Annotated in this window: 11 protein-coding genes; 3 read left to right on the plus strand and 8 right to left on the minus strand. The window is 65.4% G+C overall.

Annotation, left to right across the window (positions count from 1 at the left end):
- A complete protein-coding gene (locus M1P90_RS07685; RefSeq protein ID WP_483702024.1) occupies positions 1 to 795 on the minus strand; it encodes an ArsR/SmtB family transcription factor in 795 nt (264 codons plus the stop codon).
- A 137-nt stretch (positions 796 to 932) separates the two neighbouring features.
- Positions 933 to 2,894: a glycoside hydrolase family 43 protein gene (locus M1P90_RS07690; protein ID WP_483702025.1), complete on the minus strand. Its 1,962-nt coding sequence runs from the start codon at positions 2,892 to 2,894 to the stop codon at positions 933 to 935.
- Positions 2,895 to 3,104: 210 nt separating this feature from the next.
- Here M1P90_RS07690 and M1P90_RS07695 point away from each other — a divergent pair, with 210 nt between their 5' ends.
- Positions 3,105 to 3,968 (plus strand): alpha/beta fold hydrolase, encoded by an 864-nt coding sequence (locus tag M1P90_RS07695; RefSeq protein WP_483704622.1) that lies wholly within the window; start codon positions 3,105 to 3,107, stop codon positions 3,966 to 3,968.
- 109 nt (positions 3,969 to 4,077) lie between these two features.
- Here the strand turns inward: M1P90_RS07695 and M1P90_RS07700 are convergent, their stop codons facing one another.
- Positions 4,078 to 4,968: an SDR family oxidoreductase gene (locus M1P90_RS07700; RefSeq protein ID WP_483702026.1), complete on the minus strand. Its 891-nt coding sequence runs from the start codon at positions 4,966 to 4,968 to the stop codon at positions 4,078 to 4,080.
- 199 nt (positions 4,969 to 5,167) lie between these two features.
- Here M1P90_RS07700 and M1P90_RS07705 point away from each other — a divergent pair, with 199 nt between their 5' ends.
- Together M1P90_RS07705 and M1P90_RS07710 are read left to right on the plus strand one after the other, a co-directional pair.
- On the plus strand, positions 5,168 to 6,052 hold the full coding sequence (locus tag M1P90_RS07705) for a helix-turn-helix transcriptional regulator (RefSeq protein ID WP_483702027.1): 885 nt from the start codon (positions 5,168 to 5,170) through the stop codon (positions 6,050 to 6,052).
- A 225-nt stretch (positions 6,053 to 6,277) separates the two neighbouring features.
- Positions 6,278 to 8,659 (plus strand): S8 family serine peptidase, encoded by a 2,382-nt coding sequence (locus tag M1P90_RS07710; RefSeq protein WP_483702028.1) that lies wholly within the window; start codon positions 6,278 to 6,280, stop codon positions 8,657 to 8,659.
- Between the two features lie 4 nt (positions 8,660 to 8,663).
- On the opposite strand, the gene M1P90_RS07715 is transcribed toward M1P90_RS07710, so the two are convergent.
- The 5 genes from M1P90_RS07715 to M1P90_RS07735 form a co-directional block, all read right to left on the minus strand.
- Positions 8,664 to 9,572 (minus strand): alpha/beta fold hydrolase, encoded by a 909-nt coding sequence (locus M1P90_RS07715; RefSeq protein WP_483702029.1) that lies wholly within the window; start codon positions 9,570 to 9,572, stop codon positions 8,664 to 8,666.
- A gap of 222 nt (positions 9,573 to 9,794) precedes the next feature.
- Positions 9,795 to 10,154 carry a PEP-utilizing enzyme gene (locus tag M1P90_RS07720; protein ID WP_483702030.1) on the minus strand — a complete coding sequence of 120 codons (360 nt, stop codon included), beginning with the start codon at positions 10,152 to 10,154 and terminating at the stop codon, positions 9,795 to 9,797.
- Positions 10,105 to 12,231 carry a PEP/pyruvate-binding domain-containing protein gene (locus M1P90_RS07725; protein WP_483702031.1) on the minus strand — a complete coding sequence of 709 codons (2,127 nt, stop codon included), beginning with the start codon at positions 12,229 to 12,231 and terminating at the stop codon, positions 10,105 to 10,107. The genes M1P90_RS07720 and M1P90_RS07725 overlap by 50 nt, the downstream gene beginning before the upstream one ends.
- A 191-nt stretch (positions 12,232 to 12,422) precedes the next feature.
- The gene (locus tag M1P90_RS07730; RefSeq protein WP_483702032.1) at positions 12,423 to 13,151 is read right to left on the minus strand and encodes a TetR/AcrR family transcriptional regulator; all 729 of its coding nucleotides are present in this window, start codon (positions 13,149 to 13,151) and stop codon (positions 12,423 to 12,425) included.
- A 139-nt stretch (positions 13,152 to 13,290) separates the two neighbouring features.
- The gene (locus M1P90_RS07735) at positions 13,291 to 14,106 is read right to left on the minus strand and encodes an endonuclease/exonuclease/phosphatase family protein (protein ID WP_483702033.1); all 816 of its coding nucleotides are present in this window, start codon (positions 14,104 to 14,106) and stop codon (positions 13,291 to 13,293) included.
- Positions 14,107 to 14,344: the final 238 nt, after the last annotated feature.

Here is a 14,344-nt window from a genome sequence, read left to right on the forward strand (position 1 = left end):
CTAATAGCCCTGCGGCATTGGCTCGCCGGTTTCCAGCAGGGTCTTCATGTTGCTCAGAATCCACGGCCAGCCACCGCTCTGCATGCCCTTGTAGGTGGCGGTTTCGGCCTGGAAGTCTTCGTGCAGCACCGTGACTTTCGTGACGCCACCGGGCAGCGCTTGCAGCTCCCACGTGACTCTGGTGGGCGCGTCTTCATTCATCGGCGGCCACAGCGAGTGGTAAGTGTGTACCAGGCGCGTTGGCGGCTCGGATGCCACAACTTCGCCTTCGACCACTGGCGCGCCGTTGGGCATGTGGTAGGTAAATGGCGAACCGACGGCGAGGTCGCTTTTGAGCGCGCTGCCATAATAGTAGCGGCTGGTGAACTCGGGCTTGGTAATTGCGTCCCACACGCGTTCCTGCGGGGCGTTGATGATGATTTGGTAGACAAGCCTGGGTTTTGAAGCGGTATCCATCCGTTCTTCTCCTTCAAGCACGGTTTTGAGATCGGCCAGGGTGCTAGCGCGCGCGGCCGCGTATTTGCTGATCCAGCGGTCGGAAATGAGCTGAATCGGCACGGGGTTGAGGTAGTGCAGTTTTTCGCGGCCTACTTTGCGCGTGGTGATGAGCGCGGCCTCTTCGAGCACATGCAGGTGCTTCATCACGCCAAAGCGCGTCATTGGCAGCTCAAGCTCCAGCTCGCTCAGCGTGCGGCCATCGCGCTCGAACAGCAGGTCGAGCAGGTGGCGGCGACTCGGGTCGGCCAGGGCGCGAAACACGGCTTCATCTTCCATTGCTGTATTATACGTGACCATATGGTCACATGTCAAGAGGCAATTTCAGAAGCAGGGAACCATTAAGCCACAGAGGACACCGAGGTCACCGAGTTTGGCTTTCAGACTCTGTGCTCTCTGTGAACTCTGTGGCTCAATTTTTCGCGCTTTGCGCTGTGCTAGGCGCTCAGCCGCACGGCGCGGATCATGTCGAAGCAGGCGCGTGCGCCGTGCGCGCCGATGCCCAGCAGCGTCGGCCGCGCCTCGGTTGGCAGCGCGCCAACAACCTGGCCTTCCCAGCGCGCAACCAGCTGCCCGCCCTGCATATGAAACGCGACGTGCCGTGCAGCATTGAGATCGGTGCCAGCGGGAAGCGGCCAGCTGCCGTGGGCGTCGTGGGTCTGCCAGCGCAACTCCCACCCGGCATCGCCCATGCCAAGCGACAGGGAGATCGTGTCTTGCGGGCGGTCGCCAAGCAGCGCCCAAGTGACCGTTCCTGCTGCGCTTTCTGCCTCGATGCGCAGGCTGGATTCGACCGCACAGTCGGGCGGCAGCGGCCCTTTGGTCAGGTACTCGCCTGCGCGCTGGCTCTGCCCGCACAGCACGCCATCCACGATCTGCCAGCCGCTGAAATCACCCGCCCAGCCCGTTTCCGCGAGCGTCGCCGCCGTGTCGAACTGGTCGTCCCAGCCTTCGGTGAGCGCGAAACTGGCAAAGGCGGCCAGCCCGCCCGCGCTGAGCACGAGTGTCTGGGCTGGCCCGGCAAGCACGCCATTCCACGCGCCCGGCACGTCGCCCAGGCTCGCCCGCGCCAGCGCACCATTCAGCTCAACGCGCAGCAGGTGGGTCGCTGTGGCGTCGAAGCTGGGCGGCAGGGCGAGCGGCTGCACCCGCCACTCGCCGCCGTCGCGCAGGCCGATTTCCAGCGCGCCGCGCTCGGGCACCAGCATGCAACGCAACAATTCGCCCGCCGCACCGCCGATGCTGATGCCGGCCTGCGCTGCCCTGTCGCTCAGGCGCATGTTTACTTCCACCAGCACATGCGGTTTTTCGAGCGCGAGCTGCGCCCGCCCGTGCGCCTGCGTGTCGGTTTGGCGCAATTCGTCATTGGCGCGCTGCCATTCTCCACCCTCGAAACTCCACTCGGCGGCGGGCTGACCGGCGCGGAAGGAATCGGCGATGGTGGGCAGGTTCGGCGCGGGCTGCGGGCTATCGCTCGGCCCCCACACCAGCAGCCGCTCGCCGGCCCAATCCAGCCGGTCAATCGCCATCTGCCGGCCAGAGCCGTCGCCCGCCCAGCGGTGATACACACAATACAGCGCGCGATTATCTGGCCCGCGCACTGCCGAGTTATGGCCCGGCCCAATCACGTTGCCGGCGCTGCGCAGGATCGGCAGCACGGATGCGCCATCTGCCACCTGCTGCCACTCGCCGTCGGGCTGAACCTCGCGACTGGTGCCATAGCTCACGCCGTAGCTTGGGTTCTGCCAGTTGCCACCGCTGAAAAGCTGGTAGTACACGCCTTTCCGCTTCAGCGTGAACGAACCCTCGATGGTGTGCCAGCGCACGCCGCCCTTCTCGGCGCGCTGCGGGTCGTAGATCTGCCAGTCGAAGCGCGCCCGTGTGACGGGCGTTGGGCGGCCCGCCAGCGTAAACGGGTCGAGCAGTTCGTCCACTGCGGTGCCGGTGCCGATGCACGAATGCTCCAGAAAATCGGTGGCGTAGAAGAGGTATTCGCGCCCGTCGTCGTCGCGAAACACGTGCGCGTCGATGGCGAAGGGATCGTGGGTGAGGACGTGCCCGCTGTCCACGAATGGGCCAGCCGGCGACTCGGCCACAGCGACGCGGATGTGCATGCGCGTTTCGTTTCCGGCGCTGTAGTACAGGTAGAAACGGCCGTTCCGCTCGGTAACTTCGGGCGCCCAGTAGCATGGCCAGTCGCCCGGCAGCGGTGTCATCGCGCCGGCATGTTCCTGCCAGTGCACCAGATCGTGCGATGAAAGAATGCCAAACACCCGCCCGTCCGACCAGACGCCAGTGGCGTAGGCCCAGTAGACGCCGCAGTGCTTCAGCACAAACGGGTCGGCGAAGGTGGCGCGATACACCGGGTTCGTATAGGTCGGGTCAGTGGTGGATGTCATGCTTTGCGCTCCGCTTCCAGATGCGGGCAAAGGCCGCCCGCTCGGTGAGCGGAGTATACCACCACTGAACTTTGGCCCGGCGCGAACCGCGAAAGATGACGCCACCCGCTCTCGATGGTACTATACGGCAGGCAGAAACGCGCGGGCATGCGCTGATGAGGCGCCGCTGCGGGTCGGACGATTTTCCTCTGATGAAAGCGATGTGCTGTGATGGAAGCAACCGAGACATTTCTGGTGGTCGGCGACCTGCGCTTGCACCTGCGCGACTGGGGCGGGCCAGACAGCGCGCCGCCGATCCTGCTGGTGCACGGCCTGGCCTCGAATGCGCGGATCTGGGATCTGCTTGCGCCGCTGCTCGCGCCCAACTTCCGCACCGCCGCAATCGACCAGCGCGGACACGGGTTGTCGAGCAAAACCGAGGGCGGCTACGATCTTGGCACAATCGCCGCCGATCTGGCGGGCGCAATTGCCGCGCTGGGCTGGCAGCGCCCGCTGGTGGTCGGGCACTCGTGGGGCGCGAATGTGGCGCTGCAGCTTGCCGCCGACCACCCGAACGTGCCGGCCGGCATTGTGCTGCTGGATGGCGGAACCAGCGAGCTGGCGTCGGTTATGCCGCTGGCAGAAGCGCTGGAGCGGCTGGCACCGCCGCGCCTGGCTGGCACGCCACGCGCTCAATTTCTTGAGATGCTGCGCACCCGCTGGGCCAATGGCGCGCTCAACCCGGCGGTCGAGGCCGCGATCATGGGGAATTTCGCTACCGACGCCGACGATCGCATCGCGCCGCACCTGACCTTCGAGAACCACCTGAAGATCGTGCAGGGCATGTGGGAACAGCGGCCAAGCCAGCTTTTCGCGCGCGTCGCCTGCCCAACGCTGATCATCCCGGCCGAGATGCCGCCCGCCGACCCGGCTGCCGCCGAGTGGCTCGAGCGCAAACGCCGCTCAGTCGAAGCAGCGGCGGCGAGCATCCCGCATGCTCGCGTCGTTTGGGCGCACGACACCATTCACGATGTGCAGCTTCAGCGCCCTGAGTGGCTGGCCGACGAGCTGGCGGCATTTGCCCGCTCGCTGTAGATGAAGGACGAAAGACCAAGGACGAAGGACGAAATGCACTTTCGTCCTTCGTCCTCCGTCCTTCGTCCTTCTTAACCAGCACCTGCGCTGAAAGCGCACGAGGTCGCCACTAGCGCGCGCCGCCGAAGTAATACGCGTGGTCGAGGTCGGCCAGCAGGCCGGGCTGGGCTGGCCGCCAGCCGTAGCGCTGCTCAGTGAGTGCACTTGACGCCAGCACATCCATCGAAAAGAAGCTCCCCAGCCAGCCGAAATGCTCGCCAGCCTGCTCGGCGGGCACGCTCACAACCGGCACCCGCAGCCAGCGCCCGATCACCTCGGCAATTGCGCGGGTTGGCACGCCCTCGTCGCCGACCGCATGCAGCCGCGCCCCAGCCGGCGCACCTTCCAGCGCCAGGCGGAACAGGCGGGCCGCGTCGAGCCGGTGTACTGCCGCCCAGGCGTTCGCGCCGTCGCCCACATAGCCCGACACGCCGCGCTCGCGGGCAATTTCGATCAGGCGCGGCACAAAGCCATGATCGCCCTGGCCGTGTACTGATGGCGGCAGCCGCATGACCGACGCGCGCACGCCGCGCTCGGCAAACTGGATGGCGGCTTGCTCAGAAACGCGCGGGATATGCGGATTCGGCGCATCTTCTTCGGTCGAAGCACGGCCCGGCGTCAGCGCGGCCATCCCCGCCGTCACCACAAGCGGGCGGCCCGAGCCTGCCAGCGTTTCGCCCAGCGCCGTGATCGCCTGCTGATCGACGGCGGTTGAGCGCGCAAAGTCGGAAAAATCGTGAATAAAGGCGGTATGAATCACGCCGTCGGCGGAAGCGGCGGCGCTGCGCAAGCCATCCAGGTCTTCCAGCCCGCCGCGAATAACGTCCGCGCCAGCCGCAGCAACCGCCGCCGCGGCGGCATCGGAGCGCGCCAGACCAAGCACCTGATGCCCGGCGGCCAGTAATTCCGCAACCACAGCCGAGCCAACAAAGCCGCTCGCGCCGGTAACAAACACTCGCATGACTTTCCTCCATAGAACGAGAACCGCGCTCGGGCCGCGCCATTCGCGTGAACGCCCGCGCTTCGGCCTCACCAAACGCAGCGCCAGTGTATAATGAGCCGGGCATTACAGCCAGAGAAGCGTTTATCCTGGGATTCGCACTTCCTGCCTGCGCGGCTGGCCGCAAAGAATATTAAAGATCGCAAACGGAGTGTTTCGCGTGGCAATACAGCAACACAATCACGGAATCGCCGATCAGCTCGAACTCGATCGCCGGCACGAGCTCGCCGCGTTTCTGCGCAACCGCCGCGCCCGCGTGCTGCCCGAAGATGTTGGCCTGCCGCATGGATTGCGGCGGCGCACGCCCGGTTTGCGGCGCGAGGAAGTGGCCGTGCTGGCGGGTGTCAGCCCGGAATGGTACACCTGGCTGGAGCAAGGGCGCGACATCACCGTTTCGGTGCAGGTGCTGGAAAGCCTGGTGCGCGTGCTGAGGCTCGACGAAATCGAGCGCGACCATCTTTTCCTGCTGGCATTGCGGCAGCCCGCGCCGGTCGAAACTTTTACGCCGCCGACGGTCAGCCCAACGGTGCAGCAATTTCTCGACCAGCTTGGCACAACGCCGGCCTGCGCGCTCGATGTGCGCTCGAACATCATTGCGTGGAATGCCGCCCACTGCGCCGTATTTGGCGACTACTCGGCGCGCAGCGGGCGCGAGCGCAACCTGATCTGGACGCTGTTCACCACGCCTTCGCCCTATGTCTGCACGCCCGAGTGGCAAGAGCTGGCGCGCATCTACCTGGCGCAGTTTCGCGCCAGCTACGGGCGCTTCATCAACGACCCGTGGTGGGCCGAGCAGATCGCCGAGCTGAATCGCGTCAGCCCGGAGTTTCGCGAGCTATGGCCGCGCCACGATGTGCTGAATGTCTCGGAAGGGCACAAGACGATGCACAATCCGGTTGTCGGCGCGCTGAGCTTTGATTTTCTGTGGCTCCAGGCGGTCGACTCTGGCGATTTGCGCTTGCTCATTCACACGCCGCGCGCGGGCACACCCACCGCCGAGCGCATCGCGCACCTGCTGGCTGGCGCTGCCAATTCTGCTGTTTAGGAAGAACTTTTCAAACACAGCCATCAGGAACGATTGCCACGAAGACTCGAAGGTACGAAGGTCTTCAGGAGGCTCTAGCAAAGTGTATTTCGCCACAGAGAGCAACGGGCGCTCCGAGTTTTGACTCTTCTGCTCAGTGTCATCTGTGCGCTCTGTGCCTCAACCGTTTTGCTCCGCTGGCAGGTGTCGGTTCTCGGTTCGACTGGGTTTACTACAGGAACATCTATGCAATCGTCTTCACTTGCGTCTTCTCCGCAAAACTCCGCCGATGGATGCCTTTCATTTTTGCTGTTTGCCGTGGCCGCCGCATGGATCGCGGGCGTGACGCTGGTGCTCCAAGCTGGCGCATGGCTCTACGATCAGGTTTCGCAGGCGCAGGGCGAAACCGTGCCGTGGTGGTTCTGGCTTGCGCTGGCGCTCCTCCACGCGCTGCTGGCGGGCGGGCCGGCTGCGCTGCTGGCCGGGCTGGTGCGCAGCCCACGCTTCCGGGCGATCTACCGCGTGTGGCTGGTGGCAGTTGGCTTTGCCGCATTGCTCAGCCTGGCGCGGCTTTTCCCGGTTACGTGGACGCAGTCGGCCAGCCTTGCGCAGATCGCGCTGGCGCTGCTGGCAATTGGCGCGCTATTCTTCTGGCAGCCGGGGAGAAATGCGTCAGCAGTGCGCCGGAGCTATGGCCTGACTGGCGGCGCGCTTGGCCTGCTGGTGCTCCTGCCCTGGCTGCAATCCGGCGCGCTTGGCTCACCCACCGATGTGCTGCTGAATGGGCTGTCCGCGCTCGCGTTAGGCGGCTTCGCTGGCCTGCTGCTCGACCGCTGGCTGGCCGCGCCGCTGCTGGAAGCGCCACTTGGCGCGTGGCAGGATGTTGGGCTGGGCGGCATTGCGGCGGGCGTGGCGCTGCTGGTGCTTGGCGCGGGCTTTGGCGCGGGCGGCGCGCAGGTTCCGCTGATGCTGGTGCTGCTGCCACTTGGCGGCGCGGCCTTTGCGCTGGCGCGCTGGGCGCGGCTTGGCGGGATGGGCGGCTGGCTGGCGGTCGCTGCGCTGGTGGCAGTGGCCGCGTTCGGCCCGCTGGCGCTGCTCGACCCCGACGAATTTTCGCTGCTGCTTGGCACAACCGAGCTGGGAATCACCTTCCGCGCCACGCTGTTTTCGCAGCTGATTGGCGCGCTGGTCGGCCTGATGTTGCTTGGGCTGAGCGCAGGTTTGCGCGCCGGGCTGCCGCGCCTTGCTGGCGCGGGGGCGTTTGCGGTGGCGGCCGCGCTGGCGCTGGCGCTGTATTTCTTTGGCGGGCAGCCCGGTTTTTATGGCGAAAAGCTCTTTGTCGTCATGCGTGACCAGGCCGACCTGAGCCCGGCGAGTGCCATTAACGACCGCGCCGAGCGCCTGCGGTTCGTTTACACAACGCTGACCGAGCGCGCCAACACCAGCCAGGCCGGCCTGCGCGCCACGCTCGACCGCTTTGGTGTGCGCTACAAGCCCTACTATCTTGTGAATGGCCTCGAAGTCGATGGCGGGCCACTTCTGCGCGCCTACCTCGCCACGCTGCCCGAAGTCGACCGCGTGCTCGATAACCCGGAATTGCGCCCGCTGTCGGTGCCGCTTGTGGCGGAAGAAGGCAGCGCCGCGCCGCCCGACGGCCCGCAGTGGAACATCCGCATGATTGGCGCGAACGAGGTGTGGGACGAGCTGCATGTCACTGGCGCGGGCATTGTGGTGGGCGAATCCGACAGCGGCGTGCAGGGCGACCACCCGGCGCTGCGCGACGCCTATCGCGGGCGCGATGGGCAGAACGACTACAACTGGCTCGATCCCTGGTTTGGCAGCAGCGCGCCGACCGACCTGGGCGGCCATGGCACGCACACCACCGGCACCATCGTTGGGCAGGGCGGCATTGGCGTGGCCCCTGGCGCGGAGTGGATTGGCTGCGTGAATCTTGGCCGCAACCTGGGCAACCCGGCCTACTACCTCGACTGCATGCAGTTCATGCTGGCGCCCTACCCGCAGCGCGGCAACCCGCTGGCCGATGGCGACCCGGCCCGCGCCGCGCATGTGCTGAACAACTCGTGGGGCTGCCCGCCAATCGAGGGCTGCGACGCCGCCGCGCTGGGGCCGGCGGTGCGGGCGCTGCGTGCGGCTGGCATCTTTGTGGTGGCGAGCGCCGGTAATGAAGGCCCGCGCTGTGGCAGCGTCAGCGACCCGATTGCAATCTACGATGCGGCGTTCAGCGTTGGCGCAATCGACCAGTCCGGCGATCTGGCGAGTTTCAGCAGTCGCGGCCCGGTCGAGGTCGACGGCAGCGACCGCATCAAGCCCGATGTTGTTGCGCCGGGTGTGGATGTGCTTTCGGCGCTGCCGGGCGGCACCTATGGCGAGAACAGCGGCACCTCCATGGCCGGGCCGCACGTCGCCGGGGTCGTGGCGCTGATGTGGTCGGCCCAGCCGCGCCTGGTCGGCGACATCGACCGCACCGAGCAGATCCTGGCCGAAACGGCGCGGCCCTATGATGGCGTGCAGACCAGCTGCCTCGACGCGGGCGTGCCGAACAATGCTGCGGGCTATGGCATGGTGGATGCCTACGCGGCGGTTCAGGCCGCGCTGGCGCTGCCATAAAATCTCAGATCGAACGCGCCGCTGGCATGGCCGCAAGAAACTCCTGCATGGCCTGGTTCACCAGCTCGGGCTGCTCCTGCTGCACCCAGTGCGAGCAATTTGGGATGTAGTGGATGCGTAGGTTGGGCGCATAGCGCTCGGTGCGGTAGGTCAGCTCTTTGCCGAGCGCGGCGTCGTTCTCACCCCAGATCAGCAGCGTGGGCGCATGCACGCGCATGCCAGTGCCGCGAAACATGCCGCGTGCGCCCTGCTGCACAATCGCGCGGTAGTAGTTCACTGCCGCAGTTGCTGCGCCCGGCGCGGCCATTGCCGATTGGAAAATGCGAATATCGTCGGGCGTGAAGCGCGCCGGGTTGATGGCCATGGCGGTGAAAGCGCGCTCGATTGCAGCGTAGCCATTGGCGCGAATCGCCAGCTCGGGCAGCCAGGGCAGCTGAAAGAAGCCAAAATACCACGAGCGCAGCGATTGCCGCCAGTTGCGCCCGATCGCTTCGGCAAACAGCGCCGGGTGCGGGATGTTCATTGCGATCAGGCGCTGCACCAGCTCGGGGCGCGCAATCGCCAGCGCCCACGCAATGCCGCCGCCCCAGTCGTGCCCGCCAACAACCGCGCTGCGATGCCCAAGCGCGCGAATCAACTCGACGACATCCTGCACCAGCACGTCCAGCTCATAGCCCCAGCCTGGCCGGTCGGTTTCGTTGTAGCCGCGCAGGTCGGGCGCGACGAGCGTGTAGCGCGCCGCCAGCGCGGGCGTGTCGCGAAACAGCGCCAGCTGGTGCCGCCAGGACCACCAGCACTCGGGGAAGCCGTGCAGCAGCACAACCAGCTGCGGGCCATGCCCGGCCTGCGCGTAGTGCATGCGAATGCCGTTTAGCATGACATAATGATGTTCGAAATCTTGCGGATGCAGCATAGTGTTCCTGTTGTGGGGTTGAAGGTTTCATGTTTGAAGGTTGCAGGTTACGGGCCATCGACGAAGGACGAATGACGAAGGACGAATGACAGCCAGCAGTATGTTTACCGCAAAGAGCGCAAAGGGCGCAAAGTTTTTGAATGCAACCAGCAACTTGCAAACCTATACGCTTCCTAACTCAACATTCAACATTCAGCATTCAGAACTTAAAATTGCAGCAGCCTACCCCAAAATCTCGACTGTGCCACGCACGCCATCGACGCGCAGGCGGTCGCCGGTGTGGATGCGCATGGTCGCGTTGCCGCAGCCCACCACCGCCGGGATGCCCAGCTCGCGCGCGACAATTGCGGCGTGTGAGAGCGGCGCACCCACATCCGTCACCACGGCGGCGGCGCGCGGGAACAAAGGTGTCCAGCCGACGTTCGTTACCGTCGTCACCAGAATTTCGCCGGCTTCGAGCGCGCCGCCGTCTTCGGCGCGGGCCAGCACACGCGCAGTTCCTTCCACCACGCCCGCCGCGCCGGGGAAGCCGCTAATTGTCGCGCTGGCGGGGGGCGGCGGTCTGCGCAGCGTCGAACACATCGCTGCGGCGGGCCGGGTCGGCGGCCCAGCGCTCGGGTTCGAAGTGGCCGCGAATAAAGGCCGGGTAGCTTGGCAGCGCGACATACTGTTCGTATGCGGCGCGACGGGTCGGGATGTGCTCCAGCGCCGCGTGTTCGCCTCGCAGCAGCGCCAGAATTTCTTCGACAGAGAGGAAAAAGATGTCGTCGCCAATGCCGCTAAGCGTGCCGGCGCGCTGCACAAAAGCGCGCAGCGGCCAGAACACGCGCACCACCTCGGAGCGCGCAGCCTCGCGCATGCGGTAGGCCTCGGCGGCCTGTGCAGTCTTGCGGCGCAGGCGGGGCAACCGCGCGGGATAGCGAGAAGCAAGCCGCGCCCAGGCGGCAGTTTGCGCAGCTTTTTGGCGCGCCAGCAGGCCATCCACATCGAGCGGGGCATCGCGCAGGCTGGCTAGTTGCGCATCGATCCAGGCCGGGTCCTCGGCCGGGCGCGGCACCGAAACCTCGAACTCGTATGGGCCGCGATGCCCCCAGGTGCGCGCAAAGGTCGCGCGGTCGATCTCGCCGCGTTCGAGCTGCGTCAGCCCAAGCAGTGGGCCAAGGCTGGCGAGCGGGCCGCTGCCGCTGTTCAGGCCAGCCAGCAGCGCATTCGTGTCGGCCTCGCCCACCAGACGCTCCAGCGTGCGCCGCACCCACACAATCGCTGAGCCGTCCTGGCGCGCGCCCGCTTCGAGCATGTGGCTGCATTCGCGGAAGAATGGCAGCAGCTCCTGTTCCCACAGCGCCAGCAGCTCGGCGGCGTCGCGGGCGTTGCTGGCGCGCTCACGCAGGGCTGTGCTGCGGGCCGGCGCGCTGGCGAGAAAGGCAGCCAGGCGCGACTGGTTGGCCGCAACGCGCCGACGCATCCGCACCGCCTGCGGCAGCACCTCGCGAATAATCTGCCAGCGCCCAACCGGGAGCGTCGGCACGCCCAGGCCAGCCGGCACATAGCCAAACACCTGCTTGTTGGCTTCGGCAAAGCGCTCCTGGCCCAGGCCGAAGCTTTGCGCCAGCGTTGCCAGCAAACTTACATTCATATATGCCCGGCCGCCAATGTTGCCCACCAGCGGGTGGCCCTGCACCGCCGAAAAAACCATGGTGTCGGCCATAAAGATTTGCATCAGCGACCAGGTTGCGGGCGTCATCACGTTTGGCATCGCTTCGCCAAGGTTGTTGCTGGTCCACAGGTAGTCGCCCTTCAGGCTGTCGTTCCACACTTCGGCGGGCGGCTCGCGCAGCGTCGTGATCGGCCGCGCCTGCACGATTGCGAACTTTCCGCCGCTCAGCGCCCACTCGATGTCCATGGGCATGCCGAAATGCGCCGCGATCTGCCGGCCTAAACGCGCAAGTTCGGCCGCCTGCGCCGCATCCAGCACGGCGGCGCGCTGCTGCGCGGCTGGCACCGCTTCCTCGCGCGTGCCGTCTTCGCCGCGCACCGTCATGAGTTCTTTTGCACTGATCTGCTGCTCCAGCAGCGCGCCGCTGGCCGCGTCGACCACCAGCGTGTCGGGGGTGACATGCCCGCTCACCAGCGCCTCGCCCAAGCCCCAGGTTGCGTTGATCTGCATCTGGTCGCGCGCGCCGCTGAGCGGGTTTGCGGTGAATAGTATGCCCGATGCCTCGGCCGGCACTAACACCTGCACCACCACGGCCATCTCGTGCGCAGCGTCCAGACCCTGCGCGGCGCTGTAGGCCGCCACCCGCCCGGCGTGGCGCGAGCGCCGCACCGCTTCAATCGCGGCGCGCACCTGCTCGTCGTCGTGCACGTCGAGCACACTTTCAAACTCGCCCGCAAACGACGCGCTGGCCGAATCTTCGCTGAGTGCCGAGGAGCGCACTGCAAAGGCCGCGCCCGGTTGCTCGGCGCGCAGGGTTGCCAGCGCGGCGCGCGCCCCTTCCCACGCTTCCGGGCGCAGCGCGTCGCCGTCGAAAGAATCTGCCAGCACCACAAAGCCATTCGGCACTGGCACGCCCGCATGGCGCAGCTCGGCCAGCGCGCGACCCTTGCCGCCAGCCTGCGCGGCCTGCTCGGGCGAAAGATCCTGAAAGAATGCGATCATTGCGTGTGCCTCGATTACATATCCACAGATTACGCAGATTACGCAGAAAAATCTAAAACGAGCAACTGAAAAGGTTCTGTGAATAAAGAATTCTTTTATACCGGCTGGTTCTTGGTTCTCGCCCTTCGATACGGCCTTCGGCCTACTCAGGACGCAATTCTTGGTTCTTGGCTCTCGACTCTCGGCTCTGTCTAGCCCAGCTCTTCACGAAGGCGCTCATCTGCCCGCGCCGTCGCCCGGTCGATATAGCTCAGAAACGATTCTTGCAGCTCGCGCAGCTCCCCATCTGAAAGCTCGCGCTCAGGCTCCAGCGCGCGGCGGGCGGCAAGCGCCATCAGCTCGGCCACTTCGTCGTCGGGGCGGCGCAGCTCGGGCGGTAGCAGCGGCGTGGCAAGAAAGAAGCCGGCGAAAATCGCGCTGAATACCAGCAGTTGCTGATCGGCGCTCAGGTCGGTGCGCAGCAGCCTGCGTTCGCGCAGAAACGCCAGGTACACGCCAAAGCCGGCCATCCGCTCAGCAAAAGCGGCACTGCTGTGCTCACCGCCCGCCAGCCTGCCAAGAATCGCCGGGTCGCCCAGCAGCAGCGCCTTGAGCAGCGGGCGCTGCATCAGCGCCAGCGCGGAGTGTTTGAGCAGGCCATGCAGTGTGCCGCCCGCCGGGTCGGCAGCGACGCGCGCGCGCAGATCGGCGCTCATGGACAAGCGCTCGCGGTGGATGAGTGCGGCGAACAGCTCTTCGCGCGTGTTCCAGTGCAGGTAGATCGTTCCCTTCGCCACGCCCGCCTGGCGCGCCACGTCGTCGATGGCGGTTTTGTTGTAGCCCCAGCGCAGAATCAGCGTGCCGGCAGCATCGAGGATGCGGTGTGCGCGGGCGATGCGGCGCTCGGTTTTGCTGGCTGTGCGATCTGATTCTTCAGTCATATGACTATTTTTGATTATTTGGTCAAAAATCTGGCGGTAGTATAGCGCGCGCCACCACGACTGTCAACCAACAAGAAAGCGCGCGGGTGTGAGCCGCGCGCCGTAGAAGCATCATATTCAGCATTGCTGAGTCGGTTGTTTATGCATCGAGCACAAACTGAAACGCCAGCATGCTATGGTCGGAGGCGGCCGCGTTAGCTACCACCCGCTGCTCCTGCGCTATGCCGCCGCGCACATACACCCGGTCGAGCTCGTGCCCGCGCACCGATTTGATGCCAGTGGGGAAGCTGATGCGCTGCAAGCCAATGCGGTGCGTGATCGACTCGAGAATGCGCACGCGCCCGCGCTCCCAAGTATTGAAATCGCCCACCAGAATGATCGGGCCTCGGTGGTGGCGCAGATGTTCCTCAAACTGGTGCATCTGGTCGAGGAATGGCTTGCGCAAGCGGAAATTGATGCCGTGGCTGTTGAACACCAGCAGTGTCTGCTCGGGCGCGCAGTCGTCGCAGTCGATCGGGTAGCAGGTGCAGATTGCCATTTTGGGTGTGCGCGTCACTGGCTCGAAATAGCGCGACAGCACGAGTTGCGTGTCGGTCGAGCGCACGCTGGAAACCGTGCACACTCCCGTTGGCGAGCTCTGGCTGGGGCGTGTGTAGAAGCTAATCGCCAAGCCGGCGTCGCGCTCGGCGAAAAGCGAGCCATGCGCTGATTCGAGCAGTGGGTCGTGCCGAAATTCCTGCAGCAGAATCAGATCGGCGTTGCTGCCATGCTCGGCAAGCACATCGTAGTAGCGTTCGCGCTTGCCTTTGTAGGTGTTCCACACCACGACATTCAGCGGCTCGCCCCGGGAGAAGAACGGGCGGCGGGCATTCGCGGCAATCGAGAGGTAGGCAGACTCGGCTTTGGGCTGTTCGGGCCGGAAGCGGTAGGTAAAGTTACTGATATGTTGATTCACGAACACGCTCGCCATAAGTGCGCGGCGCGCATGCGATTGGGTCGCTGACTGCGCCGCACTGCTACGTATGCTCTTGCCGAATGTGCAGTATCTGTGCCACCGGCATCTCAAAGAATGATACCACCGTTTCGGCCACGCAAGCCGAGCAGATCGTGAGCACAAGCGCCAGAAACAATGGCATTACTTGGAGGTCAACCGGTCAATCAGCCAGATTGGCCGGTCGGCGGCGGGGATCGTG

The sequence above is a fragment of the Kouleothrix sp. 19917 genome (assembly GCF_057073505.1).